This is a genomic window from Cyclobacterium xiamenense, assembly GCF_042140265.1.
Lineage (GTDB): Bacteria > Bacteroidota > Bacteroidia > Cytophagales > Cyclobacteriaceae > Cyclobacterium > Cyclobacterium xiamenense_A.
This window is the reverse complement of the sequence record NZ_CP159481.1, coordinates 4,255,512-4,281,448: the sequence shown is the minus strand read 5'-3', so window position 1 is coordinate 4,281,448 and position 25,937 is coordinate 4,255,512. Positions and strand designations below refer to the sequence as shown.

Below are 25,937 nucleotides of genomic sequence, written 5' to 3'. Positions count from 1 at the left end.
CATGAAAAAGTACATAAATCTAATTCTTCTAAGCAGCTTTCTGGTGGTCAGCTCCTGTGACGACCGATTTGCAGAGCTGAATACGGATCCCAACAGGCCCGGTGCAGACGTTTTTGACCCGAACCTGATTTTGCCGGTGGCCACCTACGGCTACGGCAATATGTTAACGGGATATTCCGGACCGATTTTGTTTCAGAGTATGTGGATTCAGTCCCTGGCATCTACGTCTACCGGAGGCGCCAATTACTACTCGAATGCGGACAAATACGTGATTTCGGGAAGCACGAATAACTACATTCAGGGCGTGTGGAACAACGGCTACCAGATCGCTTCAAGGATCAATCAGATGCAGAGCCTGGCTCGAACCAAGGACTTGAGCAATTTGGATGCCGTGGGTGGAATTTTCAAAGCAAGCACGTTGGCCTTTGTATCCGATGTATACGGAGACGTTCCCTACACGGAAGGGCTGCAGGCAGAGGAGGGAATCACCCAGCCCAAATACGACAGCCAATCGGAAGCCTACATGGCCATGTTGATGGATCTGGAGACTTCCCTTGCGAGTTTAAATCCTGCAGGCGATCCCATCCGTAACGATGTGATGTACGGGGGAGACCTGGAAAAATGGAGAAAGTTTGGCTACTCCATGATGTTGAAAATGGCACTGCGCCTCGTGAAGGTGGACCCTGCCGCTGCCCAGGCATGGGTACAAAAAGCGGTAGCAGGTGGGGTATTTACTTCCCCGGATGACGACGCGTTGGTGCCTTCCGATCAGGCGAATGGCTATTCCAACCAAAACGCCAATGCCCTGAACGTAGTGGATGATATTTACGAAGTAAGGTGGTCCGATAAAACGATTGACTTCCTGAAAGCCACCAACGATCCGCGGCTTTCCATTGTGGCCGAGGTACCTCCTGCAGGCCTGGCAGCCAATAGAGACGGTGTGGTAGAAGGAAACAGCGATCCGGCGGTTCAAATTGGCCTGCCCAATGGCTTTGACCTGACAGGCGGCGCTTTTGACATCACCACCCATCCCGAATACCCGGGTCCTACCGGTTCCGGTGCGGATGTGGCCATTATTGGTGCCTATTCCCGACCTACGGCGATTTATCGAGACCGTGATGCGCCCGTGTTCGCGCTGACCTATGCAGAAGTACAACTTCTCCTGGCGGATGCCGCCGTGCGTGGTCTGGCTTCCGGCTCAGCAGCCGACTATTACAAGAATGGCGTGGAAGCGGCCTTTGTATCCATAGGTAAATTCGGAGGCAGAACCGTTGCTGTCGAAGACATCACCAACTACACGGATGCCCATCCCTTGGATGTGTCGACTACAGAAGCTTCGCTGAAAATGATCAACGAACAAATCTGGGTTACCACCAGCCTATTTGCCAACTTCGTGGAGGCCTGGAATAACTGGAAACGAACCGGCTATCCCGAGTTGACCCCCGTTAATTTTCCGGGTAACTTCTCCTCTGGTCAAATTCCTCGCCGACAGCCGTACCCGGCTGGTGAAAGCGGGGTAAATGGAGAGTCCCTCAGTGCTGCCGTTTCCCGAATGGGAGGCGACGATTGGATCACCCGTACCTGGTGGGACGGAGGGAATTAATTCTTTTCCAAATTGGAATTGCCACAAAAAGAAGAGGTTTCGACGCAAGTCGAGACCTCTTTTTTTGCGTTTTGCAATGGAGGTTGCTGCTTACGGCCGAGAAAACAGGGCTTCTGGTAAGTAGCGAATTTGGGGAGTGGAGCCTGCAATGGGTCAGTTGCCAGCGTATCAAGTGCCTGCACTACGATCGATTCCTTCAACCCCGGTTGATCTGCCACTGGTACCTCTGTACAAACACGCGGCGCTGATGCCGGGTTTTGAATGCATTTGACCCCTGGGAGGCATACAAACGTTCCCTTCAATCGCTCCTTTCTGATTTTTTAATCCGGTCTCCGCAGCCGATTTAGCGGAGTGGACGATCCTGCCAAGCTACCGCCCCCTTGTTGAACCTTGCACCTGCTGCCTTTTACTTCGGGAAAGGGGAGTGATTCCGTATCTTATTAGAGATATTTTGCAGCTCATCAATAGATTATTGGGGTTTGCCACAAATAGGCTTATCCCCAGATACAACATCTTTACGGTATTGTGCGGTAGCTTGACGAATTTCATTCGGATGCGTAGGTGTGGATAAGGTAATTTTCGGTAAGAAAAATCCCAGACCCCTGAGGCAGGCAAGCCTAGGAAACATACGGCCCGGTTGTAAGGAGCCGGGGATGAGCCTCCTTTAGGAATGTGAGGGGTTTTTCGCAGGTACAGATGCATCCGTCACCGAATCACCACTTAAGTTACAAAAAAAGCGGATCAATAAAATTAGGCATTGAAAGGATGCCAGCACCCGACTACAAGGTCTGGCAGCTGTCAGTTGAGCGCCCGTTTCAGGCTTATCTATTGGTCCGGACTTGCAGACGATTTCGATAGGTCTATCGATTTGGTCAGAAAGGCAAGAAAAACAACATCCATTTATTAAGAAAAAGTTGCAAAACGTAAACAAAACAATCATGAATCGTTCAAAAACAAGAATTATCTTCGTCTTAGCCTGTATGATCGGCAATTTTGTCAACAGTGGAGCCCTCCTCGCTCAATCGGAGTCGAGCAAATCCTTTTACACAATTGCCGTGGATCCGACTTTCGGTGGCAATAGTAATTTCGTAGCCGTGCCACCGGTAGCGCTTTATGTGGAAAAAGGCTTTGCTGATTTTCTGAGTCTTGGTTTTGCCATTGGTGCCGATATGCGCGAATGGTCATCCACTGAAAACACGGTTGCCCTCGGCTTTACTGGCCGTTTTGTCGGTTATGCCTTGCAGGCAGTAGAGACATTTTCCGGAGGAGACGTTACCGCCGCCGGATTCGAACCCTATTTTGGGCTTACCTATGGCTACTATATGCCTCAGCCTTTTGATGAGGTTGGATCTCTTTTTAGCTTCAGTGGATTTGGGATGGTTTTGGGTACCCGCTGGTATCCCGGAGATTCCCGAAAATTCGGTCTGATGCTCGAGTATTCCTCCCGCGGAAACACCGGCATGGGGACGGGAATCAATGTGGGTGTCACCTTTGGACGGTAAGGTTTTCCGAAAGGCTGCGGAGGTTGTGTCGGGAACGAGTCGGGATTGGCATAAATCTATCTGCCTTCCGGTTATTCGGAACACAACCTCAGCCAGGCACCGACCCCCCCCGTTAGAAAATCACCGAAGCTGTCTGCACTGTTTCCGGCGGGATTGATTGAGCGTAAAACAGGCTCGAGAACTTGTTGACACGGTCTACCGATATCCCCAAAGAAAATGGGTGGGTTACCGATTCAGGCGTTCGGGAGGTTTTACCCGATCCTATTATCGGCCTGCTTGCAACAGTGACTACTTCCGATGCCCAACGGACGTAGTTTGGGCATGATTGGCCCATGTGCCGCGTTTTGAGGGGGCCTGAGTACTTGTAATCAACGGTACCATCCGAAGGTCCTGTCGATGGGTAGTGCCTACCTCAACCATTACTTTCTTTACCACTAAATACGATTTAAACATGAAACCACTATTGATACATTATTTTCTAATTGCTGCTATTTTTATTTCCGGCTGTTCCTCAGATGATGACATGGAGCCCGAGGAGGACCTTGTCGCTGAAATCCCGAGTGAATTTCTGGCCACCACCGAAGGCATGGAAGTATTTACCACCGGGGAACTCAGCGGGAGAATTGGAAACGAATCCTTTACCGCAGAATTGAAATCGGTGATGTATACCGATTTTCAGGGTATCCCCGGTTTAACCTATACAATGGTTAGTTTGGTCGGAATGGTTTTGACACCCGACCGAAATGAAATGATTTTCATAAGCCTTACCTCATTCGGCAATGACATAATTGCCGGGGTTACCTATGGGAATTCTTCCGATCAAACCATGTTAGGCCTATACAGTGTGGGAAGTGACGACGATTACGTCTCCAGACTAGTCGATGAAGTAGAACTAACCTTTCAGAAATTGGATATTGGATCAGGAATTGCCTCGGGTTCAGTAAAAGGGAATTTACTTTCCGCGGAAAGTGGTCAACCCTTGGGTACCGTTGAGCTTTCCTTTGAAAATATTGAGCTTGTGAAAGTGGAGGAGTAAATAGGCAGATAATTCATTCTCCAGATATCCCGGAAGGGTTGGTATCAATTTTGACCGGTTATTTTTAGTGTAAATACGGCCGAACCAAAATCCTTTTTTTATCTAGGCAGTAAAAACAAAAAACAGGTAGAAAATTCGCGAAGCTGGGCTCTCAACTCGTGAACGTACAAAATTGACTCGTGAGATCCGTTACCCCTAACCACCGTAATCAACTAACGATTGCTAAAATTATTTTGATAAACCGAATATATGCCACATTAATTTTTATTTTTTATACAAAAAACCCATCTTTAACTACTTGTTTTCCGAAACGGTATACCTGACTGTGTTTTTTGAATAACCCACTAACCAACATGAAAATACCTGTTCCAAAACATCCCTTTTTCCGGTATTTAGTACTTGCCCTTGCCCTGGTAATTTCTTCTGCCTGGCAGCAGCTACCCGATCGAAGTCAGTTGGATAGTTTGCTGGAGAAGGTTCGCCGGCAAATTGATGTTTACGCCCTGGATTCCGCTTCCCGTACATTGGATCAGGCGCTAGACCAAGCCCTTTACCTCGGCGATTCCAACCGCATTCGACGGATTTATGGCGACCGGGGATACATACTAAATCTCACCGGGGAATACGAGGCCAGTATTGCTGCCTATAAACTTGCCTACGCCTATGCAGAAGGGCTCCGGGATTCCAGCCTGATGGTCGCTTTTTCCAGAAGCATCGGGCTCAATTTCCAGCGAATGGGCCTCCATGCCGTTGCACTCGATCAGTATTTAGCAACCTTGGAGTTGGCAAAGAGTGGTTCGGATAAGAAAGTATTGGCCAATTTGAATAACTCTATCGGTGTGCTGTACCAGCAAAACAATGCGCCCGATGTGTCCATGAACTATCTCCGAGAGGCGCTAGCACTTTACAACGATATTGGTGACGAAACGGGTGTAGCCTATGTGTACAATAATATGGCGATTAATTTTCAACAAAAAAGCGAGTTCGATTCCTGTATTTATTACAATGAACTGGCACTCGAACAAAAGAAAACCTTGGGTGACTTGCGGGATATTTCCTCCACCTTCAATAATTTGGGAGAAATTTTCCTGGATCTAGCACTTTTGGATTCCGCCTATCCGTATTTACAGGAGGCCTATTCCATCCATCGCCAATTAAATGAACCGGAGTCGATGGTAATCAGCTATAACAATTTTGCCGCTTACTGGCTAAAAAAGGGCAACTACTCCCTCAGTGGAGAATATTTGGATTCGGCTGCGCAAATTATCCGGGAGATCCAGACCAAAGAACTGGCGATCAAAAACGCCGCCTTAAAAGTGCAGCTGTACGAAATCACCCATCGTTATGACCGGGCGCTCCAAACCTATAAGATTTGGGACAGCCTGAAAACCGATTTGTTTATGACAGAAAAAATCCAGGTACAGGAGCTTGGAAACCTGTATTTACTACGGGAAAAGGAATTTGAGAAGGAACAAGTCGCCCAACAAGCTAATTTGTTCGAAATCAAGTCCGCCCAGTTTCAAACCACCAGTGTGCTACTCGGCTTGGTGGGGCTATTGCTAACCCTCTTTTCGGTCATTACCTACCGGAACCTCAACACCCAAAAACAGCAATCGAAACTAATACAGGAGCAAAACTCCGTAATTAAGGCACAGCAGGTCGAAATCCGCCACCGCACCAGCAATAGCCTGGCCAAGATTCAAACCGTAATCAATACCATACGAAGGAAAGCCACCGACTCCGGTACCAAATCGGAACTGATACAGGCAGGCCGTATCCTGCAAACGGCGGCCTCCCTGGAACGGTATCTGTACGATGTGGAAGATGAATTTGAGGTATCCCTGGCAGAATACCTCAACGGTCTGCTGGACCATCATCGGGAATTATTCCGATTGGAAAAAAGGGACATACAAATTACCCTGGATTGCCCCAAAGGCATTGTACTTTCGGTCAATCAAATCCTGAGCCTGGCGATCATTCTGGACGAGTGGCTGCGAAATAGTACCAAATATGCCTTTGCGAATACCCAAAATCCCCAGATTTCCATTCAACTCCGGAAAGAAAACGAGGCACTTACCCTGCACTACCGGGACAATGGATCTGGTGTGACGGTAAATCAGCACAGGAGGGGTACCGGAACCGAGTTGATTGAAAAGTTTGCCCGTGACCTTAACGCAGCAGTAACCACCAAAAGCGATGAAGGAATGTACCATTGCCTTCGCTTCAACCTACTGACAAAACCAATCCAAACTCCCGTATGAAAATTCTCATCGTAGAAGACAATCCCTCCATCGGCGAAGAAATAGCGCTTTCCATCAGCGAACACTTTGCTGAGGACCCCCACGAAATCCTCGGGCCCGCCGAAACCTACCAGGCGGGCCTGGACATCGTGCTGTACCAACAACCGGATGTAGCCCTGCTGGACATAGCGCTGGGAACAGATGTGGATGCCGGAATCCGCCTGGCCCAATACCTCAATCGTTCGTACCCCATACCGATCGTCTTCTTGTCCGGTTTGCCGCGCAGCCTGGGATTTAATTTGGCAAAGTACCTGATGCCTTTCGATTTCATCCCTAAACCTATTGAATACCAGAGGCTTATGGATAAGATTGAACTCGCAACGATCTTTCAAAGTCAACGAAGCAAGGTGGAATCCATGGAGCCCAACCAAAATGGCATTCAGAATAAATCCATCTTTGTCGCTACCTCGCACAACGAGGCCACCGCCATTCCGATTAATGAGCTCATCTTGCTGGAAGCCGATGACAAGCTCATCCGCGCCTATACTACCGACAGCACTGCCCCCATTCCGTTTACCAGCCCCGGACTCAAAAACTTTTACCGGGACAACCTGTACCTGCTCAAAGATTTTCACCGTATCAATCGGAAATACGTAATTAATCTTCCCATGGTCACGCAGGTTAAGGACAATCACGTGATCCTTCCTAAAAAAGTGAAAGCCGGAGAAGATCCCTTTTTTAGAATCCCTATCCCCAAAAATGGCGACGCCAGAAAGCTCCTTTATGCGCGTCTGGGCTTTAAACTCAGACCCGATTGACTCGCCGGGAAAGAAAAAGTCTGCCGAAACAAGACCATGTTGTCGGGTACCAGCCAATAAAATTTTCGAAAATTAGTAAAGGTAAACGCAGATTTACAGGAGACAGGGCTTTTCGGTTGAGCAACTATTTCGGAAATTCAGCCAAGTTCTGGCCTGGATTTCAGAATGATTACGACCTCGCTGAATCGCGTGATGAAAAAAAGCGGAACTGGACGAAATAAAAAAACCTAAAAAATAAACGCAGCCTATTCGTGGCCCCCTCCTGTACGTTCTGAGAAAAAGTGGGGGAAATAGTTTAGGGAACAGGCGCTATTCAGTTGAGGATGCCAGCTACCAGTAAAAGAATTCACGAGTTAATTCCGCACCTTCACGAATTTATTGCTCCGCTTCGCGAATTTTAGGCCGGTTATTTATTTTTGTCTGCGTACATTTAATTGATGATCGAGTTCGGTGGGCAGTTTATCAGGTGTTCATTGAAAGGCTGGCGTAAAAAAACCTGCAAGAAGTGTTGCAGGCTTTTTAGCATAGAAAGTAAAACGGTTATCCGGTATTATGGTGTAGGGACTGATTGGTTTTTAGCTCCCGCCACCATTGGCTGGGTCGTCATTCGACTTGCCCCCACCTCCCGAAAATGCTTCGGTATCAGGTTTTTCTTTTGGGAAACCCTCTTTGTCATTAATTCCAACAAAATCACACGAAGCAACTATTAACATAAGTGTAATTATCAACACCTTCCATTTGATTGTAGCCTTCATAACTTTTTAGATTCTAAATTGAAGTTTTGATTCAAATGGACCCGATTGGGTTGACAAGAATTAGGAAGGGTCCGATTCCTATTTCCTGTCATTTCCCACAGCGTCTGCGCCGATACGTATTTACATTGGTTTGTAAATTCTGATCAGTTTTTTCGGCCGACATAGTAATAACCGGATAAGAACTAAATTTGGTTCGTGTAATAAAATGCAGTATAAAAAATTTAAAAAGTGAAAAAATAAAAAATATTATATAGTAAAAATTTGTTTTATTACACTATGTGTGCTTCAAAATAATCATACATAGCGCCGGGGCCAGTAATTTTTTTTCCAGTGGAAAAATTTTTCAACAACAGAATCGGTTTTAAAAAAATAATTCAGTATTTTGAAGTAATTACTGATTTATTCTTCAAAACGAGTAGTCTTGTTATCAAATCGAATCAGCACTACTGATCTATGGCAGCGTTACAATACCTTAATTATGCTAAAAATCACCCATACTTAAAGGAATTGGTCCAAGATGAAAAAGGAAAATACGAGCCTTTTTACAGATTGGGCGAGCGTGTAAAGAATAAAGTCGCGGTACTTCTTCGGACAAGGGGAACCGGAGAAAGTGAGCTATCCGAATACATTCCTTTTTTAAAAAATGATCCAGGAGAGTTCAAACAAAATCATCAGACAAATTTAAGAGAATTGGGGTGGCCGGATGATAAATGGCCTTTTGCAAAAGATAGCACAATACTGCGGTCGTTTTGGTATTGTTACGCTAGATTTAAATATGATGATAAATATCGTTATAATAGCTTTGTAAAGCTGGACATACTTGATCTTTTGAGTCAGTTTGTTGGCTTTAGGGACTTTGGAGAGTTTGTTCATGTGGAGTTTTCCTGTCCCGATGGGTTGGTTTTAACACTTGTGAACAATACAATGATTAAAGGCGATCAGATAAAGGATAATCTTAAATTGTTACTTCTTAACATGATTGAAGATGAAAATTTACAAATTTCGGGTAACTTTAACAGCGCGGTTGGACAGCAAATTCCCAGCGTAAATACTTTTTCGAAAGCAAAGGAAATTGCAATCAAAGACAAAGCAGATTTGGTATTGTTTGTTAACGGAACCGCCGGAGATTTCGTCTCGTTGATATGCCATGCCTTTGATAAAATTTGGGCGCAACATCATGGGAGCTGGATAAGAAAATTCAAGACTGGCGAAATATTAAGTGCGGATTCTGAGGATGGGAAATCCGGTTTACTACAAAAACAAATAAAGCACACCATCTATTGGTGTCTTTCTCACCGGTACTTTTTTAAAAGGAGATTACAAACTAGCTGCGACTACTTGAAGAAAGCAAAAGAACTAAAGTTGGATACAATAGAAGTTCCTTTTCGATTGGGAGTACTACAGGACTTGCTGGGAAATCCTATGAAAGCTCAAATCCAATATTTAAGATTATTAAACCAAATTGGTGTAAAGTAAGCAAACGGCCAACCCCCTATTTAAATTTTCTGGGATTCCCTTGATGATTTTTCCATCTGTGGGGCAGCAGGTCGGAGAACTTGCCGTCATAGGTGGGGTTGTTGAGTTTTCGCAGCACGTCGAGCAGCCAGTCATGGGGATTTACCTCGTGCTTTTTGCAAGTCGCGAACAGGGAGTAGATCATTGCGGCATTCTGAGCAGTGGCGTGGGTACCAGCGAACAGGTAGTTTTTCCGTCCCAGGGCAATCGGTCTGATGGCGTTTTCAATAAGGTTGTTGTCAATCTGAAGTTGTCCGTGGAGGGTGTATAGCTTCATGCTGTCCATGAGCGGAAGTGCATAGGCGATTGCCCTTCCTATCGGTGAGGAAGGGAGTACCTTGGGATACTCGGCGAGCATCCAGTCGTGGATTTCCCGCAGTATGGGTTGGGATTCCTCCACCCGTTTTTTGACGATGAGGTTTTCGGGAAGGGGCGGTTCGGCTTCCCTGATCTGTTTTTCTACTGCATACAGTTTGGCAATCGTCCCCACCGCCCAAGAAGCCCTATCTCTGTCATAAACTGCTGCCTCGTCGAACTTGCGGCGGATATGAGCCATACAATAATAGTGCTTTATGCCTTTGTTGCGGGCAAAAAGACTATGGTAAACCTCATAGGCATCTGTCTGGACCACGCCCTTGTAATTGGCCAATATCTCCTCTGGGCCGGATTTGTTCCTGGCGGTCCGGTAGTCAAAGAATACCAACCCGTCCACGGGGGCATGATAGGCCCACACGAAACCCCTATGGGAGGAACCCTTCACGCCTCCGTTTTCGAGTACCTGCATCCGGGTTTCGTCTGCCTGTAGATAGAGATTGGCCAGGGTTTCGCGCTTGAGTGCGTTGTAGATTGGGGTGATTGCTTTACAGGCTGCATTGGTGTTGTCGATGAGCGTGGAGGCGGGGATTTCGAGCCCTATTCGCCTGAACATCTGCTGCTGCCTGTACAGGGGAAGGTGATCCACGAATTTGGAGGTAAGCAGGTGGGCCAGAACCGATTCATCGAAGAGTCCCCTGTTTACGGTCCTGGAAGGGATTGGGGCGATCAGCACTCCCTTTTTGCCGGTTTGCGAAGGGTCAATGAGGGCCCATTTCCTGCGAACGGTCCTGCGCACTTTAAAACTGGCGGGTACCATCACCAACACCTCGCTGGTTTCTTCTCCGATGATTTTGTATCCTTCCAGGTTTTGGTTGGGGTCTATGATATCGATTTCCCGCTCCAGGCTTTCGGGAAACACCATGCGGGGACCTCGGGCTGCGGCTTTCCTACGCTTGCGTGCCTGTATGTCCTGCTCCAGGTTCGCCTTTTCCACCTCGGCGGCAGTAAGCTCCTCGGAGGCTTGAACATCGGCTTCCCCGGCACCCAAGGGGAAGAGGCCCAGCTGCCCGTTGCCCGAACCGCTCACCCGGTTGTCGGATTTTGAGGAGGAGAAGTGCCTGCGCCGCAGTTCGGCTGCGTCCAGTAGGGCTAACTTAAGTTTGAGTTCCGTTTCCAGTAGCATGCGCCTGCTTTCGGCCAACTGTTTTTGGCTTTCCAGGTAGAGCGCTTTATAGTCCGGTACGGCTGTATTCATAGTATAAAAATAAATATAAAAAGTGACTTTAAATCATTTAAAGGCCACTTTTTTACAATATTTTTCACTTTTTTTTAAGTGAAAATATTCCTTTCGTACCGCTTTCTGAGTTGTACGGAAGCAAGCTTCACGCCCTGCAAAACCAGGGTCAGCTCCCTGGCGGAAACCAGTGTTTTGCTGTTTTTAGGACGCTCGAACGTACCCGACTCCAGACGCTTGATGTACATGGCGTAGCCGTCTCCGTCCCACTGGAGCAAACGCATTTGGTTGCCGCGTTTGCCTATAAAAATAAACACGTCACCCGAAAGGGGATCAAGTCCCAGATTGTTTTGGACAAGGCCGGCAAGGGAGTAAATTCCGCAGCGCATGTCGGCAGGCTTGTGGTATAGAAAATAGCGTACCGAAGAGGAAAGGGAAAGCATGCTTACGATATCAGCGCTCTGAGCCAGGCGGTATCCGGAAGGCGCTGAAAGGAAAGCCTGGTCCCGTTGGGAAAGTTCAATACCGCAACAGGCTCAGGTTCGGGATCGCTAACACGCAACTCGGTAAAACCTGTGTCCACATTCTTTTCCTGCCCAAACTTCTTGGACCAGTACCGGAAAGTGGCGTACTTGACTGAGGATTGCTTGCAGAACAGACCGACGGAAATACCACTGGCCTTCCACTCTTCATAAAGGGAATGATAATAATCCCTGGGGGAAATAGTTTGTAAATCTTTCATGCAGGCAAAGGTCTCGAACCCCTGCCAGAAAAAATAGATGGGGGTGGGCGTTCGCTTACGGTGTAAAGGATGCAGTTATTCAATTAAAACAACTGCTTGAGACAGATCAAGAAAAACCAACCGATAATGGTAGTTTTATCAGAATTGAAGGGAATATGATCAAATTAGATGATATTTTTTTCGAACTGTCTGTCGATCATGTGGAGAAAAATATGATGTATTTTGAAATCGTCAGAATAAAGCTTTTTAGTCTTCTTCGGGAAAAACTACCCCAGGATGCGTATGAAAGAACATTGGAAAAGATTACAAAAAATTCTAAATTAGATTGGTTGGCGGAAGATTATAAACCTATGTTTGGAGAAGCATTTTTTGAGATGGGAATGGTATTGATTAAAAAATTTCAAAACGGAGAAGATGTGGATTTAGATGAAATTTGCAACTGTTTCGAAAAGGCAGTTTCAGTTTGTACCGAGGAGCGTATTCATACGTACTGTTTTGAATTTTTCGGGAAATTCGATTATATCCAAAAAATTAAAAATGTAATTCTAGAAAACCATCAAAACCGATTGAATATTCTTGCTATTTATTCATTATAAATTGCGAGGTAGAAGATAATAAACATCGCTTGGTTAAAGAAATGGGATGGGCAGCGCGAGTATTATCCAGGGAACCGGAACTCACCTCCCCAACCACTCCTTAAACTCCGCTGTTTTTTCCGAGCTGCTGATGCATTCCTTGGCGCAGGGAGGCTGCAGGTCCAGTTTGATCCGGCTGCGGGAATAGGCATGCATCTGCCGGATGGCTGCTACCTGTACCAGGAAACTCCGGTTGACCCGGAAAAATACCTCCGGGTCCAATCCCTCCGATAGCTGATCCAAGGTCTCGTCCAACACGTACTTGCTGCCCGATCGGTCGACCAGGTACACGGCCTTGCTTTCGGCGAAAAAATAGGCTACCTCCCCAATACCAATGGACTTGATCGTGTTTCCATAAGCCAGCAAAAAACGTTTCCGGTAGGGCGTTTCTCCCTTGCGTAGCTGTGCCAGCAGGACATCCAGGGAAGCTACCTGCGTCCCGGAAGCCTGTAGGGATTTTAACTTTTCCAGGCTCGCTGCCAGGGCCTCCTGCCCGATGGGCTTCAGCAGGTAAGCGATGCCATTGACCTGAAAGGCTTGCAGGGCGTATTCGTCGTAGGCCGTCGTGAAAATTACGGGACAAGCCACCCGCACCTGATCAAAAATTTCAAAGCCCGAGCCATCTGCCAGGTGAATGTCCAGAAAAATCAGGTCGGGTTGGTGATTTTTGAGAAATGCTACCGCGGCACGTACCGAATCGACTTTGGCCTGCACCTGTACATCCGGCGCGATCTTTTGCAGCATTCGCTCCAGGCGGTCCGCCGCCAGCTTTTCGTCTTCTACAAGTAGGGTGCTGTACATGGTTGTTCAATCGGTTTCAGGGATCAGGGGTATTTCGGCACAAAAATACCCCGCTTGTTCGTAAAATTTTGCTTCTTTGTTCGCCACCAATTGCAGCCGCTGGGCGATGTTTTTCAGGCCGGTCTCCGTGGAAGGAGCCGGATGGCTGCGTAGCTGCAGGTTGTTCCTGACCAGCAAGCGGTCCTCAATCAGTTCCATCCGGATGGTCAGTGGCCTGCCCTGTAAAATCTGGTTGTGCTTGATGGCATTTTCCACCAGGTTCTGCACGATCAGTGGAGGAATATGGTACCGATCTACCTGCGTATCCAGGCGGTTTTCAACGATCAGGTTGTCCCCAAAGCGGATTTTTTGCAGGTAAATGTAGGAGGCCACAAAGTCCATCTCCTCCCGAAGCCTGACAAGGTTTTTGCCGTTCACTTCCAATACGTAGCGGTAGGTATCGGCAAATTCCTGCACGAATTGTTCCGCTTTTTCCGGATCCACGGGTATCAGGGAAGCCAGGGTGTTCAGGCTGTTGAATAGAAAATGAGGGTTCACCTGGTTTTTCAGGCTTTCAAACTGTAAGCGGACTTCCGTTTTTTTCAGCCGCTCGCTTTCCAGCAGGGATGCCTTCCACAGCTCAAAATAAAACACGGTTTCGTAAACGATGGCAATGATCGCAGTGATAAAGAGGCCCATGCCGAGTATCCGCAAGTGAAAATCCAGTTCGTAAGGTACCCAGCCGATCGCAGCGAGCAGGAAGGTCACCAGGCTGCCGGCAAGTACGGTGTACCCAATCGATAGCAGCGCCTGGGTGAGGATGCGCTGCCGGGTCTGATGGATACGGGGGTACCGTTCCCGAACCCAGCCGACCAGTCGAAAATTGCCTTCCCAAAACGCGAATGTAAAGACACTATTGACCAGCAACTCCGGCCAAAAGGGGGCGATGGGCTGCACCACCGTCAGCAGCAGGGACAATCCCAGCATCAAGAGGTACCGGTCATAAGGGGCATGTATCTTCATTTGTGGGCGATTACAGGTGACAAGATACGCAAAGTGCTTGTTTTATACTTAAAATGTCAACCGGTACTGCGGAATCGGAAAGATGCCGAGCTGGTAACTGTTGACAATGGACTGAGATTGGGGATTGTAGGTCTGCCGGAACAGGTTTTGGTGATTGGTGAGGTTTTGTACGTCCAGCGACCATTCGTGGGTCAGGTTTTTCTTGTTTACCCGGTAGACTATCTTGAGGTCGGTGCGGAAATAGTCCGGGTTTTTGACCGAAAAGGCCCGGTCTTCCTGGAACACCGCCTGGTTTTCAAGGATGCTTCGTTCCAAATCGATGGGAGTGATGTATTGACCACCCGCATAGGTTAGTTTTACATCCAGCGCCAGGGCTCGGTTGGGGCCCCCGATTTCCCATTCTTTTCCGAACAGGCCGTTCAAAACGTACCGACTGTTAAAGGCCGTATTTCTCCAGATGCCATCGCTGCCCCGGTACCGGGAATCAAATAAGGAGGCAGTAGCCAGAAAATAGGATCCCTCGCTAAATTGTTTTTCCAGCGTGAGTTCCAACCCGTAATTCCTGCCCCGTCCCCGATTGGTCAGGCTGTCCACATTCGGCAAACCAAAATCGGCGCCGGCATTGAGCAGGGAGAAGCTACTGGGAGCGGTTTCGACCGGTACATCGTATACGTGTTGGTAGTAGATTTCGGACTTCAGGTGCACATTCGGGCTGAATTGGTGCCGAAAGCCAGCCACCAGGTGGTGGGATTTGCTGAAATCCAGTCCTTTGTTCGTTTGCAGGACTTGCTGGTTTGAGCCTTCGGATTCGAGGAAATAGGTGGGAATGGGCTGCAATTGGCTGTGCAGGCCGTAACCAAAACTGAAGGTATTGCGGTCATTTTGTTCAAAAGATAGCCCCAAGCGCGGTTCCAGCTGCTGCGCATCGTTCAACACAAGATACTGGTAATGGATCCCCACGTTGGCGGTGAGGCGTTCATCCAGCCGGTGCTGCCATTGCAGGTGGGATTGGAACAAACCGGAAGAGCCGGATGCATTGCGAAGGTCCCGGAAGCGGTCCTCCGCTGCCTTATACAGACTGTCCTGCAGGTTGAATCGCAAGTGGTCGAAATTCATGCCGGCGCGAAAATTGTTTCGGCTGTCGACTTTGCGGAAAAGCTCGTACTGTGCCCGGAATTTGGTTAATCCAAAATGGTTGCGAAAAAGGGGACTGGGTTCCCGGTTTTCCAAACTCAGCGAATCCACGCGGTTTCCCGAAAAACTGTGATCGGCAGAAAGGGTCACCACTCCGTAGGTCTGGCTATCGTAATACTGCCGATGGGTCAATCCGACCACACCCATTTTTGCCCGGTTGTAGATATTTTGAGATAGCTCGGAATACAAATCGGTGCTGCTGCTGTCCGTTTCCGATCCGAGCAGGTCGATGTTGCTCGTTCCGCCGATGGCAAATACCGAAAACCGGCCCCAGGAACGGGTAGGTAGGTCTAGTTTCATGGAAAAGTCCTGGTAATAGGGTACTGCGGCTCCGGTGCCGGCCGAAAAACCAATCTCCTGCATCAGGGCGAAGGTAGAATACCGGTAATTCAGCAGGTAAGATGCCCCATGCCTACCGCCCAAAGGCCCCTCGGTACCGAGTTCCAATCCATTGAAGCCCATTTGCACCAGGTGTTCCCGTTGATAGGCATTGCCTTTTCTCAGGTTTAAATCAAAGACACCTGCCGTAGCATTTCCGTAGGCCGCAGGAAAAGCACCCGTGATAAAGTCACTCCGGTCGAGTAGATTACTGTTCAGAATGCTTACCGGACCGCCCGTCGTACCCATGGCCCCAAAATGGTTGGGGTTGGGGATGTCCACCCCTTCCAATCTCCACAAGACGCCGGTGGGGGAATTGCCCCGTATGACGATATCGTTTCGGGAATCGTTGGCACCGCTCACCCCGGCAAAATTCTGGGCCATGCGGGCGGGATCGTTTCGGCTGCCGGCAAATCGCTGGGTGGCCTCCATGTCAAAACCTCTGGCCGATACGGTGGCCATTTCATTTTGCGCCTCCCGCGAATCGCCTCCGGCTTGAACCACCACGGTTTCCATCTGCTCCAGGCTTTCTTCCAATTGGATGGTGAGAACTACTTCTTTGCCGCTGGTAATGGGGATTTCACGAAGTGTGCTGGGTTCGTATCCCAGGTAACTCACCTGGATACTGGCCCTTCCGGCCGGTACCCCGGGTAAGGTAAACCGACCCTCCAGGTCGGTGGCGGTTCCGATCAGGGGATCGGTACCCAAAATGCGCACCGAAGCTCCCGGTAAGGGAGATTGGCTGACCAGATCCCGGACGGTTCCCCGAACGGTTTGCGTGTAGGAGGGGTTGTCTTGTGCGGTCGCCCAACGAGATAGGCCCAGCAGCATCAGGAGGAATAATGTTTTTTGTCGCATGTCGTTTCTCAAATAGGTTCGTTAGTAGGAGAGCAAAACAATACAACCTGCCGGAAAAGTGAAAATCAGGCTGGACGGATCCGAATAGGTTGGGGATGAATCCGTAAATTAGCCGGATGAATTTCCGGCGGTGAATGCAACACCCCGTCCGTTCGCTACCGGTAAACCAAAACCTGCGATGCACCTACTTCTGCTTATTGACTGGCTGGCGCTTGCCGACGATGCCTTTCTGGTCCTGCATACCGGGTTGATCCTTTTCAATCTGGTGGGCTGGCTGAGCGCTTACACCCGAAAAGCACACCTGATTAGTATTTCCCTCACGCTTGCTTCCTGGGTTGTCCTGGGAATCTGGTACGGATGGGGGTACTGTCCCTGCACGGACTGGCATTGGGAGATTCTGCGTCTCCGAGGCGTGGAGGGCTTACCCAATTCCTACATCAGCTATTTGTTGGAACGCATCCTGGGCTGGCGTCCCCCCGCCAAGCTCGTGGACAATGCCACGCTAGGCCTGACACTGGCGGTCTTTTTTATGTCTCTTTGGCTGAACCTCCGGAAATCCTCCGTAACGGTGAACTGCAGAAAAAAATAATAAAAGATAAATTTGTCCTTTACTATTTTTACTCTAGCTTTGTGCTAATAAAAGATAAACAAATCTTAATACCTTTTAATTATGGAGCAGCTAGTAGGTGAACGCGTAGGAGACATTGTCGCAAGGGATTTCAGAACGGCGAAAATTTTCACGGAATACGACATTGACTTTTGTTGCGGTGGCGGCGTAAGTATTGCCGAGGCCTGTCAGAAACGGGGAATCAACGCAGTGGAACTGGCGAAAAAACTTGGGAGACTGGAAAACAGCAGGAAGGACCTGCGGTACGCGCAAATGGATCCCCTTGATTTGATCACACACATTGTGAACAGCCATCACCGGTACGTCGAAGAAAATTTGCCCTCCCTGAAATGCTACCTGGATAAAATTGAGCAGGTACACGGGGAGCGGCACCCGGAGCTGGCAGAAATCAATCGGCTGTTTTCCGCAGCGGCAGATGCCCTGACCGTGCACATGAAGAAAGAAGAATTGATCCTTTTTCCCTACATACAGGCCATGGAAAAAGCCCGAAGCGAAGGGATTGCGCTCCCGAAACCTCATTTTGGGCACATCGAAAATCCCATTCGCATGATGGAAGACGATCATGCGGCCGAAGGAGCCCGTTTTTCGCAAATTTCGGTACTTAGTCAGGGATACAATCCGCCTGCGGATGCTTGTCAGACCTATAAGGTAGCATTTGCCATGTTGGAAGCGTTTGAAAAAGACCTGCACGTACACATCCATTTGGAAAACAACCTGTTGTTTCCCGCTGCACGTGTCCTTCAGGAGGACTTGAAGGAATCATCCGCAGGATCCAGGTAAACTAGCTCCCACCAAGTTACAAACCTTTGCTCACTTTCCGACCCATTTGTTGGTCGCCCGGAATTCTTGTTGGTTTTATCAGGGATTTTTGAAATTTTGTTTTAGTTTTAATTCCGAACCCGTAGTAACAGATAATGTCCCGGGTTGGTTTGAGATTTCAAAAGTCATGGATGGAATAGCACCGGCTGCTACTGTCGGTTACTTGTCCGTCAAATAGCAACCATATGGGTAAACAACAAAAAATTGTGGTCGTAGGAAGTTCAAACACGGACATGGTCGTTCGTGTGAAACGTTTTCCGGTACCGGGTGAAACCATCCATGGGGAAGATTTCAGCATTCATCCGGGTGGGAAAGGTGCCAATCAGGCGATTGCAGCCGCGAGGCTGGGTGGGCAGGTGGCCTTTGTGGCCCGATTGGGAAAGGATGCCTTTGGTTACCAAAGTTTGGAAAACTTCAAAAAAGAAGGATTGGATGTTCAGGCAGTGGTGCTGGACGAGCAGTTGCCTTCGGGGGTGGCCCAAATTATGGTAGACGCTTCGGGTGAAAACGTCATTGTGGTTGCCGGTGGAGCGAATCAGGGGCTCCTGCCCCAACAGCTGGAAGCCCATGCAGGACTCCTGGAGTCTGGGGAATTTATTTTGACCCAGTTAGAGACTCCCTTGGAGACAGTCCTGTACCTGGCAACTACCTACGGGGGGAAAGGCAAAAAGGTAATCCTGAACCCGGCTCCTGCCAGCGAGTTGCCCGAAGCCCTCTACAAGAATTTGTATGCCATTATCCCCAACGAGGAAGAAACCAAATTTCTCACGGGGATACGTATTACGAATGAAGAAACCGCCGTGCATGCCGCTGCCTATTTCCATCAAAAAGGCGTACAAGTGGTGGTGATAACCCTGGGAGCTGCCGGAGCCTTTGTTTCCACTCCCGACTTTACCGGTAGCCTGGCCTCACCGGAGGTGCTCCCGGTAGATAGTACCGCAGCGGGCGATACGTTTATCGGCGCCGTGGCCGCCGGCCTGAGTTCGGGCATGGATTGGGTGGAAGCAGTGGCCTTTGCCAATCGGGCAGCTGCCCTGTCGGTGACAAAAAAAGGAGCCCAGCCCTCCATTCCTTTTTTGCAGCAGGTCCGGGAATTTGGGTAACGGCCTTGCCTTAACCGGTGTGGGCAAAATCAGTGCCCGGACCTTTCAGACAGGCTTTAGTTGCCATAGCTTTCGTAGGCCAGCCGTCCGATTTCAGCAATGATCTTTTCTGCTTCTTCGATTTCCTGAAAATGTTCCACAAAAACGGAAATAACCAGGGGTTGCTTCCCGAAAATAATCCCCGCATCCCCCCGTACGTAGTCCAGCGTTCCGGTCTTATGGGCCACTTCCAGCTGTTGGGGCAAGCGCGCAGGTAGGGTTTGCCGGTCCTCACAGGCAGCCAGTAACTGCCGTGCGGATGCCGCTGTTTCGGCCGACACGGATTTCGAATCCAGCAGCATCAGCAGGATTTGGTTGATTTCCCCGGGGCTGGTATAATTTTGTTTTCCTTGTTCGATGGCGGCAAAATCCATCATTTTTCGGTTTAGCTGGGTGGCGGTAAATCCTCGTCCTTTCAGCCAGTCCTGTATCCGTTCCATCCCTAGTTTATCGATCAGTATGTTGGTTGCGGTATTGTCGCTGATCCGAATCATTTCACTTGCTAATGTGCGGTAGGTAAGCAAGCTTCCATCCGCTTGAAACTGCAAGGCTCCGGCGCCACCCACTTTGTCCTGACTTCGCAACCGGTACCGATCATCCAGGGAAAGTTCGTCTTTTTCCACTGCTTCCAAAAGCGTTAGGAGAATGGGGATTTTAATGATGCTGGCAGAGGGGATCTGTTTGTCTGGGTGATATTCGGCCAGCCTTGTTCCATCCGCGGATTGGATCAGGAAGGAAAGCTCGGTTTCCGGGGCAAGTGTTTCCAGGTATTCCTGAAGGGCCCCCTGCCCATTGGCGAGGGAAACAGGCCACTGGCATACACAAACAACAAGCAGATAGCGGGCAAATGAGGAAAACGATTTTTTCATAGGGTCAGTAGTGGATTAATAGCTCATGTATTCGTAGGAAGATTGTAGCCCCAGTGGGATGCCCAGCGTCCAGTAGATCAGCAGGAAGGCGGTCCAGATTACCAATAGGTAGAGGGTATAGGGCAGCATCAGCGAAACCAACGTTCCGATTCCCGTATGTTTCACGTACCGCTGGCAAAAGATCACCACCAGGGGAAAATACGGAAGCAGGGGTGTGATGATGTTGGATACCGAATCGCCCACCCGGTAGGCAGCCTGCGTCAGGTCGGGAGAAATTCCCAGCTGCATAAGCATGGGAACAAAGATGGGACTGATCAGGGCCCATTTTGCCGAGGCGGAACCAACCAGCAGGTTGACAAACGCACTGAGGAAAACGATCCCGACCACCGTTACCTGTGAAGGCAATTGCAGGCTTTGCAGAAAGGCTGCCCCTTTCAGGGCCGTCATGGATCCAATATTCGACTGGGAGAAGGCATCGATAAAGAGCGCACAGAAGAAGGCCATGACGATGTACTGCGCCATGCTTCCCATGGCTTTGCTCATGGAGGCGATCACGTCGCCGGAGGATGTATAGGTGCCGGCAATGAACCCGTAGAGGATGCCCGGTATCCAAAAGACCAGAAAAATAAGCGGAACGATGGATTGCATCAGTGGAGCGGCAAATGAGGTGATTTCTCCATTGGGGGCCCGAAGGCTGGAATCCAGCGGGTAGGCCCAGGCCACCAAACCCAGTAGTCCCAGTACCAAGACCAGGCTGGCAATTTTGAATCCTTTTTTCTCTTTGGGGCCCAATTCGTCCATTTGGGGTACATCCGCCAGGTTTTCGTCTACGGGATTGGTGCGCAAGAGCCGCGGCTCGATGACCCGGTCGGTTAGGTACCAGGCCACCCCAATTACAACCAGGCTCGAAAGGCCGGTAAAGAAAATATTGTTCAACGGATTCAGCTGCACGCCTGGATCCAGGATTTGCGCAGCAGACTGGGTAAAGGATTGCAAAAGCGGGTCGATGGCAGAGGGAATAAAATTGGCGCTGAATCCACCCGAGACGCCCGCAAAGGTAGCCGCGATGCCCGCCAGGGGGTGACGGCCGGCCGCGTAGAATATCACGCCTCCCAGGGGAATTACCAGTACGTAACCGGCATCCGCAGCCGTGTGGCTAACAATAGCGACCAACACCAAAATGGGGGTGAGCAGGCTTTTTGGTGTAAATCCCAAAAGGTATTTTAGGCCCGCATTGATAAATCCGGAATATTCCGCCACACCCACGCCCAGCATTGCCAGCAGTACCACCCCAAGGGGAGGGAAATTGATGAAGGTAGGTATCATGCGCGATAGAAACGCAGCAATACGTTCACCGGTTAACAGGTTTTGGATGTAGAGTTTCTCGCCCGTTCGGGGGTCCAACTCGTTGAAATCGATGGGCGCGAGCAACGCTGAAAAAAGCCAGGTGAGCAACATTAGCAGCAAAAATAGTACTGCAGGATCCGGTAATTTGTTGCCAGCACGCTCAATGCCGTTTAGAAACCGGTCCAACAGGCTGTTTTTATTCGTGGATTTTTTCATGGGTAGGTTTTTAGAGAGCTAAAAATAACATTCCACTGCTGAATTCCCCGAGTATGGGCTGAAAAAATAACGAGCGGGTTCGATTGGGCAAGTAGTAGGTCGGTTCCCCATCCCAAAGTGGGTGGAACCACCGATTCAAACGGAAGATAGGCTGCTGACGTGGCTTTCCTGTTCCTGATCCAGGTCCGAACGTACGACAGCCTATTCAACCCCATCCGGGGTTGGAGGGGTCGGGAGATGCAGGATCCGTGGGCTGCACCCACGGTTAGTAGTGTTCAGGCCCTTCAGGCCTGCCGTCAGAGAAGGAATTATCAACGGTCTGAAACGGCGTTTTCCAAAAAGCGATCTTCCGTTCTGGTAATCCGTTGTAATGACGTCCCTTATTATTTTCCTAAAAATAAGCTTCCGTTCTACGGCGAGGCCTGAAGGGCTTCACTGACAATCACTCCGGGCGGAAACCGGGGGGTTAGGCACCTGTAAATCCTGTCCCGACTCCGATGTGGCCGGAACCACCTTTTGCAACTCGATACTGCTTTTTGCCATCGTGTCTCTGCTTCCGTTCCAGGTTTCAGCGTACGACAGCCTATTCAACCCCATCCGGGGTTGGAGGGGTCGGGAGATGCAAGATCCGGGGGTTAGTCATCGTTTTCCCCGAGGAAGACCTAGTCTACGTACGCTTTCAGCAGGGCATTCATTGCTTGCTCTAGATTGGGTGAAATCCCGGGATGGGGTCGAGAAGTCTGTATGATGGAACTTCGGACGGCGGTCAGCCAGCGAAAGCGGGAAGCGATCGGTTGTCTGGAAATAGGGCTGTTGGCATTTTTTCCTTCACATACCTGCATGAATGCATCGAGGTGTTTTCGGATCGTGTCCGGGTCGGCTTCCGGGTCCAGCGCTTTCAGTTTTTGTTCGTTCAGAACCGCGGTGCAGCGAAGGTATTGCTGAGGTATGGAGCAGAGGATCGCGCCTACATTGATAAATTCTTCCTTTTCCACCCGGGGTACTACCCGAATGATGGCGTACTCATACAAGTGCTTTTCTGGCATGCTGTGCTTCGTTTAGAAAGATGTCCGAATGCTCGAGTCGGAGCAATAAAAAATCCATGTAGACCTGTTTCCAATCTGCCATTGCTCCGCTTTCTCCCATGGCCTCCAGCCATTCACCTGGCAAGGATTGCACAATTTTCCAGAGTGCTTCCGGGGTAAGTAGCTGTTTGAACTTCTCGTCAGACTTTTCCAATTCCCCGGCCCGAGGCAATAACACATGGTCTTTGATGAGTGGGAAAGCGCTTTTGGCGTATTTTTTCCAGTTTTCCCAGGTATGGTGAAATATAAAGGAGGCACCATGGTCAATGAGCCACAGTTCCCGATGCCACATCAGCATATTGGTGTTACGAAAGGTTCGGTCTACGTTGGTGATGTATGCATCCAGCCATACGATGGCAGACGCCAGTTCGCTTGAAACCGCATCGGCCGCCGGATCAAAATTGACCGCAGCCGATAAGAAATGCAGCCCCAGATTCAATCCCTGGCTGCTTTTTAATAAGTCTTGAATTTCTTCGTCACCCTCCGTCTGCCCAAATGCCGGGTCTAGCCGTGCAAATACCAACTCCGGTACCTTTAATCCCAAAAGTCGGGCAATTTCCCCGCCCAGTAGTTCCGCCAACAAGGCTTTTTCCCGTTGCCCGGCACCTCGGAATTTGATGACGTAATTAAACCCATCGTCTGCCAGCGCCAGGGCAGGGAGGGAGCCGCCCTCACGCAAAGGCATTTTGTATTGCATCACCTGTACCGTTCGGAGTGCCAATGCATTCATAGTTCTTTGGCGATGGGACGACCGTTTCTGGACCATTCACTCCAGGAACCTACGTAAAGTTTGGGAATCTCCAGTCCGGCATGGGCCATTGCCAGCAGGGTGTGGCAGGCGGTGACGCCCGATCCGCAGTGAACGATGCTGTTCTCGGGAGAAGTACCGGCCAGTATGCGCTCGTATTTGGCCTTGAGGGTGCCCGCAGGCAAAAAGAAACCGTCCTCCCCCAGGTTTTCAGAAAAGGGAACATTCAGGGCTCCGGGGATGTGTCCGGCCACCAGATCAATGGGTTCGCTGGCCCCTGAGTACCTGACGGCTTCGCGCACATCGATTACCCGGCCATCTTCTGCACCCGCTTTCCTTCCTACTTCTTCCATTTCTGCCAGCGGTAACCGCCATTGCTGTACCGGGTAGTCGGCCCCCGCAGTAGGTAATTCTTCCCCGGAGGCTGTAGGGAATCCTGCGGCAATAGCCGCCTGTATTCCTCCATCCAGCACCTGTACCCGACTGTGCCCAACGGCTCTCAACATCCACCAGAACCGGGCCGCTGACATGCCTGCCAGTTTGTCATCGTAGACGATTACCTGACTGTCCGGGTTGATTCCGAGTTTACCCAGCGTTTTACCAAAGTCCTCTGGCGAGGGGAGGGGATGCCGGCCGCCGGCAGCAGGGTCTTCTTTGATGTCGGACAAATCCTCGTTGAGAGAGACGTGAATCGCGCCACGGAGGTGTTGCTTTTTATATGCCTCCTTATCAAAACAGGCATCTACCAGCACCACATTGGGCTCCTGCATCCGTGCTGCCAGGGCGGGCGGGGATAGTAAGGGTTGACTTCCGCTGTTCATGTTTCGGGTTGTTAGAGTTGGTACATGTATGAATCCAACAAAGATAACCGCTAAAACTCAGATAGGGGAGCGATCCGACCAAAATAAGGGAATTTAGCCGGTACTGTCGATCAGTTGGACAGGACATTCGCCTGGTAGTGCTGCTAACCGGAGCCAAAAAGTGTTTTTTACCATTTCTCGGATGCTGCCTATGCTATCGGGACCGGAGCTATTTCCGAAGGCCTGTCGGAAATCCAGGAACGATCCGTGGAAAAATGGCAGGGCAGGCGCCCTGCCTCACTACTGGTTTGGCAAAAGAACCACCGAATCCTTTTTTTACTAGAAGACCAGGTGACAGGCGCAGCCGGCTGTTTAGGGTTCGGGGTTTTCCTGTGGCAATACCTCGGCTCGTTTCAGCCGGTACAGGTAGCCTGGCATTTCCTGCCTTTTCCCCAGCCTAAAAAAATGGTGGATCTTCCGGGTCAGCGGCAGGTAGTGTTGCCCCTGTATTTCTCAGATCCGGACCGTGTCGCCGTAGCAATCGGTGAACGGGGCCAGGGTATCACGCCTTGTCGGTTTAATAAGGAAAGCGCAACTGCCGGCCCGGGTCATCCGGCCGGATGAGATTCGATAGGCTGATTCCCAGCAGGCGTACGGGTCCCGAAAGCTCCTCCTGCCTGACCAGTTCCAGCGCGAGAGCTTCCATTCGATTGGAGGGAACGGCTTCCGGAAAGGTTCTGCTGCGGGTATGGACCGTAAAATCGTTGTATTTGATTTTTACCGTCAAGGTTCGACCCGCGGTTTGAGACTGCTGCAGTCTGCGAAAAAACTCAGGAAGGATCTTCTTCTTCAAGGTTTCGGTTACCGAACTGCTGGTCAACAGGTCTTTCTCAAAGGTACGTTCCACACCCAGTGATTTGCGAATCCGGTCGGGTTTTACCTCGCTTTCGTGAATTCCCCGAACGATATCAAAGTAGTGCCGGCCGGACTTGCCGAACCTTCGGGTGAGGAATGCCAGGGAATAGGCTTTTAAGTCCAGTCCGCAATGAATTCCAAGCGCTTTCATTTTCTCTGCGGTGACTTTCCCGATTCCGAAAAACTTTTCAATGGGTAGTTTTTCGAGAAAGGCTTCGGCTTTCTCCGGGGGGATGACTGCCTGACCGTTGGGTTTGTTAAGGTCCGAGGCCACTTTTGCCAGGAATTTGTTGTAGGAAATCCCTGCCGATGCGGTAAGTCCGGTTTTGAGGTAAATACGATGCCGGATGGCTTTGGCGATTTGGGTTGCGTAAGGGAGGCCGAAATGATTGTTGCTGACATCCAGGAAGGCTTCATCCAGGGACAAGGGCTCGACCAGGTCTGTAAACTCCAGAAAGATCGTTCGAATGGCCCGGGATATTTCCTTGTATCGGTCAAATCGGGGCGGTACGAAAATAAGTTGCGGGCATTTTTGAGCCGCTAGTTTAGACGGCATGGCCGACCGCACTCCAAATTTTCGGGCTTCGTAGCTGGCGGCGGCCACCACACCGCGTTCCCGATTTCCACCGACGGCCAGGGGTTTTCCCCGGTATTCCGGATGATCCAACTGTTCGACAGATGCGAAAAATGCATCCATGTCCACGTGTATGATTTTCCGGTAGGAAGTCATGGCACCGCCG

Annotated in this window: 23 protein-coding genes; 10 read left to right on the top strand and 13 right to left on the bottom strand. The window is 49.7% G+C overall.

The features are described from left to right. The first annotated feature begins 1 nt into the window (after nucleotide 1). The 5 genes from ABWH99_RS17375 (at nucleotide 2) to ABWH99_RS17355 (ending at nucleotide 7,199) form a co-directional block, all read left to right on the top strand. The gene (locus ABWH99_RS17375) at nucleotides 2–1,603 is read left to right on the top strand and encodes a SusD/RagB family nutrient-binding outer membrane lipoprotein (protein WP_375583093.1); all 1,602 of its coding nucleotides are present in this window, start codon (nucleotides 2–4) and stop codon (nucleotides 1,601–1,603) included. Between the two features lie 938 nt (nucleotides 1,604–2,541). After that, nucleotides 2,542–3,105, top strand: a complete 564-nt coding sequence (locus ABWH99_RS17370) for a hypothetical protein (protein WP_375583092.1) — start codon at nucleotides 2,542–2,544, stop codon at nucleotides 3,103–3,105. Nucleotides 3,106–3,556: 451 nt separating this feature from the next. Then, nucleotides 3,557–4,141, top strand: coding sequence for a hypothetical protein (locus ABWH99_RS17365; protein ID WP_375583091.1), 585 nt, complete (start codon nucleotides 3,557–3,559; stop codon nucleotides 4,139–4,141). A gap of 353 nt (nucleotides 4,142–4,494) precedes the next feature. Further along, nucleotides 4,495–6,402: a histidine kinase dimerization/phosphoacceptor domain -containing protein gene (locus ABWH99_RS17360; protein WP_375583090.1), complete on the top strand. Its 1,908-nt coding sequence runs from the start codon at nucleotides 4,495–4,497 to the stop codon at nucleotides 6,400–6,402. Continuing rightward, on the top strand, nucleotides 6,399–7,199 hold the full coding sequence (locus tag ABWH99_RS17355) for a LytR/AlgR family response regulator transcription factor (RefSeq protein ID WP_375583089.1): 801 nt from the start codon (nucleotides 6,399–6,401) through the stop codon (nucleotides 7,197–7,199). The genes ABWH99_RS17360 and ABWH99_RS17355 overlap by 4 nt, the downstream gene beginning before the upstream one ends. 575 nt (nucleotides 7,200–7,774) lie before the next feature. Here the strand turns inward: ABWH99_RS17355 and ABWH99_RS17350 are convergent. Next, nucleotides 7,775–7,954, bottom strand: coding sequence for a hypothetical protein (locus ABWH99_RS17350; protein WP_375583088.1), 180 nt, complete (start codon nucleotides 7,952–7,954; stop codon nucleotides 7,775–7,777). A gap of 453 nt (nucleotides 7,955–8,407) precedes the next feature. On the opposite strand from ABWH99_RS17350, the gene ABWH99_RS17345 reads away from it, so the two are divergent. Then, nucleotides 8,408–9,430, top strand: a complete 1,023-nt coding sequence (locus tag ABWH99_RS17345; RefSeq protein WP_375583087.1) for a hypothetical protein — start codon at nucleotides 8,408–8,410, stop codon at nucleotides 9,428–9,430. 16 nt (nucleotides 9,431–9,446) lie between these two features. Here ABWH99_RS17345 and ABWH99_RS17340 read toward each other — a convergent pair whose 3' ends face one another. The 3 genes from ABWH99_RS17340 to ABWH99_RS17330 form a co-directional block, all read right to left on the bottom strand. Then, nucleotides 9,447–11,039 (bottom strand): IS66 family transposase, encoded by a 1,593-nt coding sequence (locus tag ABWH99_RS17340; protein WP_375583086.1) that lies wholly within the window; start codon nucleotides 11,037–11,039, stop codon nucleotides 9,447–9,449. A 74-nt stretch (nucleotides 11,040–11,113) separates the two neighbouring features. After that, on the bottom strand, nucleotides 11,114–11,461 hold the full coding sequence (gene tnpB / locus ABWH99_RS17335) for an IS66 family insertion sequence element accessory protein TnpB (protein WP_375582539.1): 348 nt from the start codon (nucleotides 11,459–11,461) through the stop codon (nucleotides 11,114–11,116). Between the two features lie 2 nt (nucleotides 11,462–11,463). Next, entirely contained in the window at nucleotides 11,464–11,760 is a 297-nt protein-coding gene (locus ABWH99_RS17330; RefSeq protein WP_375582538.1) for a hypothetical protein, read from the bottom strand. 155 nt (nucleotides 11,761–11,915) lie between these two features. On the opposite strand from ABWH99_RS17330, the gene ABWH99_RS17325 reads away from it, so the two are divergent. Beyond that, the gene (locus tag ABWH99_RS17325) at nucleotides 11,916–12,356 is read left to right on the top strand and encodes a hypothetical protein (RefSeq protein WP_375583085.1); all 441 of its coding nucleotides are present in this window, start codon (nucleotides 11,916–11,918) and stop codon (nucleotides 12,354–12,356) included. 81 nt (nucleotides 12,357–12,437) lie between these two features. On the opposite strand, the gene ABWH99_RS17320 is transcribed toward ABWH99_RS17325, so the two are convergent. The 3 genes from ABWH99_RS17320 to ABWH99_RS17310 are packed head-to-tail and all read right to left on the bottom strand — an operon-like array spanning nucleotide 12,438 to nucleotide 16,628. Then, entirely contained in the window at nucleotides 12,438–13,196 is a 759-nt protein-coding gene (locus ABWH99_RS17320) for a LytR/AlgR family response regulator transcription factor (protein WP_375583084.1), read from the bottom strand. Nucleotides 13,197–13,202: 6 nt separating this feature from the next. Next, nucleotides 13,203–14,198 carry a sensor histidine kinase gene (locus ABWH99_RS17315; protein ID WP_375583083.1) on the bottom strand — a complete coding sequence of 332 codons (996 nt, stop codon included), beginning with the start codon at nucleotides 14,196–14,198 and terminating at the stop codon, nucleotides 13,203–13,205. A gap of 48 nt (nucleotides 14,199–14,246) precedes the next feature. Then, the gene (locus ABWH99_RS17310; protein ID WP_375583082.1) at nucleotides 14,247–16,628 is read right to left on the bottom strand and encodes a carboxypeptidase regulatory-like domain-containing protein; all 2,382 of its coding nucleotides are present in this window, start codon (nucleotides 16,626–16,628) and stop codon (nucleotides 14,247–14,249) included. A gap of 178 nt (nucleotides 16,629–16,806) precedes the next feature. Between ABWH99_RS17310 and ABWH99_RS17305 the strand changes: the two genes are divergently transcribed. The 3 genes from ABWH99_RS17305 (at nucleotide 16,807) to rbsK (ending at nucleotide 19,178) form a co-directional block, all read left to right on the top strand. Next, a complete protein-coding gene (locus tag ABWH99_RS17305; protein WP_375583081.1) occupies nucleotides 16,807–17,217 on the top strand; it encodes a DUF2784 domain-containing protein in 411 nt (136 codons plus the stop codon). 81 nt (nucleotides 17,218–17,298) lie between these two features. Continuing rightward, nucleotides 17,299–18,036, top strand: a complete 738-nt coding sequence (ric, locus tag ABWH99_RS17300; protein WP_375583080.1) for an iron-sulfur cluster repair di-iron protein — start codon at nucleotides 17,299–17,301, stop codon at nucleotides 18,034–18,036. Nucleotides 18,037–18,260: 224 nt separating this feature from the next. Next, nucleotides 18,261–19,178 (top strand): ribokinase, encoded by a 918-nt coding sequence (rbsK, locus tag ABWH99_RS17295; RefSeq protein WP_375583079.1) that lies wholly within the window; start codon nucleotides 18,261–18,263, stop codon nucleotides 19,176–19,178. A 56-nt stretch (nucleotides 19,179–19,234) separates the two neighbouring features. On the opposite strand, the gene ABWH99_RS17290 is transcribed toward rbsK, so the two are convergent. The 6 genes from ABWH99_RS17290 to dinB form a co-directional block, all read right to left on the bottom strand. Next, nucleotides 19,235–20,086 (bottom strand): serine hydrolase, encoded by an 852-nt coding sequence (locus tag ABWH99_RS17290; protein WP_375583078.1) that lies wholly within the window; start codon nucleotides 20,084–20,086, stop codon nucleotides 19,235–19,237. Nucleotides 20,087–20,101: 15 nt separating this feature from the next. Then, nucleotides 20,102–21,649: an AbgT family transporter gene (locus tag ABWH99_RS17285; protein WP_375583077.1), complete on the bottom strand. Its 1,548-nt coding sequence runs from the start codon at nucleotides 21,647–21,649 to the stop codon at nucleotides 20,102–20,104. 662 nt (nucleotides 21,650–22,311) lie between these two features. Next, nucleotides 22,312–22,695 carry a DUF3037 domain-containing protein gene (locus ABWH99_RS17280; RefSeq protein ID WP_375583076.1) on the bottom strand — a complete coding sequence of 128 codons (384 nt, stop codon included), beginning with the start codon at nucleotides 22,693–22,695 and terminating at the stop codon, nucleotides 22,312–22,314. Next, entirely contained in the window at nucleotides 22,673–23,464 is a 792-nt protein-coding gene (locus ABWH99_RS17275) for a HipA family kinase (protein WP_375583075.1), read from the bottom strand. Before ABWH99_RS17275 ends, ABWH99_RS17280 begins: the two co-directional genes overlap by 23 nt. Then, a complete protein-coding gene (locus tag ABWH99_RS17270) occupies nucleotides 23,461–24,303 on the bottom strand; it encodes a sulfurtransferase (protein WP_375583074.1) in 843 nt (280 codons plus the stop codon). Before ABWH99_RS17270 ends, ABWH99_RS17275 begins: the two co-directional genes overlap by 4 nt. Before the next feature lie 556 nt (nucleotides 24,304–24,859). Continuing rightward, nucleotides 24,860–25,927, bottom strand: coding sequence for a DNA polymerase IV (dinB, locus tag ABWH99_RS17265; RefSeq protein ID WP_375583073.1), 1,068 nt, complete (start codon nucleotides 25,925–25,927; stop codon nucleotides 24,860–24,862). Nucleotides 25,928–25,937: the final 10 nt, after the last annotated feature.

Coding starts and splice junctions, on each gene's coding strand:
- ABWH99_RS17375 (WP_375583093.1), top strand. CDS start 2: ATGAAAAAGTACATAAATCTAATTCTTCTAAGCAGCTTTCTGGTGGTC.
- ABWH99_RS17370 (WP_375583092.1), top strand. CDS start 2,542: ATGAATCGTTCAAAAACAAGAATTATCTTCGTCTTAGCCTGTATGATC.
- ABWH99_RS17365 (WP_375583091.1), top strand. CDS start 3,557: ATGAAACCACTATTGATACATTATTTTCTAATTGCTGCTATTTTTATT.
- ABWH99_RS17360 (WP_375583090.1), top strand. CDS start 4,495: ATGAAAATACCTGTTCCAAAACATCCCTTTTTCCGGTATTTAGTACTT.
- ABWH99_RS17355 (WP_375583089.1), top strand. CDS start 6,399: ATGAAAATTCTCATCGTAGAAGACAATCCCTCCATCGGCGAAGAAATA.
- ABWH99_RS17350 (WP_375583088.1), bottom strand. CDS start 7,954: ATGAAGGCTACAATCAAATGGAAGGTGTTGATAATTACACTTATGTTA.
- ABWH99_RS17345 (WP_375583087.1), top strand. CDS start 8,408: ATGGCAGCGTTACAATACCTTAATTATGCTAAAAATCACCCATACTTA.
- ABWH99_RS17340 (WP_375583086.1), bottom strand. CDS start 11,039: ATGAATACAGCCGTACCGGACTATAAAGCGCTCTACCTGGAAAGCCAA.
- tnpB (WP_375582539.1), bottom strand. CDS start 11,461: ATGCTTTCCCTTTCCTCTTCGGTACGCTATTTTCTATACCACAAGCCT.
- ABWH99_RS17330 (WP_375582538.1), bottom strand. CDS start 11,760: ATGAAAGATTTACAAACTATTTCCCCCAGGGATTATTATCATTCCCTT.
- ABWH99_RS17325 (WP_375583085.1), top strand. CDS start 11,916: ATGATCAAATTAGATGATATTTTTTTCGAACTGTCTGTCGATCATGTG.
- ABWH99_RS17320 (WP_375583084.1), bottom strand. CDS start 13,196: ATGTACAGCACCCTACTTGTAGAAGACGAAAAGCTGGCGGCGGACCGC.
- ABWH99_RS17315 (WP_375583083.1), bottom strand. CDS start 14,198: ATGAAGATACATGCCCCTTATGACCGGTACCTCTTGATGCTGGGATTG.
- ABWH99_RS17310 (WP_375583082.1), bottom strand. CDS start 16,628: ATGCGACAAAAAACATTATTCCTCCTGATGCTGCTGGGCCTATCTCGT.
- ABWH99_RS17305 (WP_375583081.1), top strand. CDS start 16,807: ATGCACCTACTTCTGCTTATTGACTGGCTGGCGCTTGCCGACGATGCC.
- ric (WP_375583080.1), top strand. CDS start 17,299: ATGGAGCAGCTAGTAGGTGAACGCGTAGGAGACATTGTCGCAAGGGAT.
- rbsK (WP_375583079.1), top strand. CDS start 18,261: ATGGGTAAACAACAAAAAATTGTGGTCGTAGGAAGTTCAAACACGGAC.
- ABWH99_RS17290 (WP_375583078.1), bottom strand. CDS start 20,086: ATGAAAAAATCGTTTTCCTCATTTGCCCGCTATCTGCTTGTTGTTTGT.
- ABWH99_RS17285 (WP_375583077.1), bottom strand. CDS start 21,649: ATGAAAAAATCCACGAATAAAAACAGCCTGTTGGACCGGTTTCTAAAC.
- ABWH99_RS17280 (WP_375583076.1), bottom strand. CDS start 22,695: ATGCCAGAAAAGCACTTGTATGAGTACGCCATCATTCGGGTAGTACCC.
- ABWH99_RS17275 (WP_375583075.1), bottom strand. CDS start 23,464: ATGAATGCATTGGCACTCCGAACGGTACAGGTGATGCAATACAAAATG.
- ABWH99_RS17270 (WP_375583074.1), bottom strand. CDS start 24,303: ATGAACAGCGGAAGTCAACCCTTACTATCCCCGCCCGCCCTGGCAGCA.
- dinB (WP_375583073.1), bottom strand. CDS start 25,927: ATGACTTCCTACCGGAAAATCATACACGTGGACATGGATGCATTTTTC.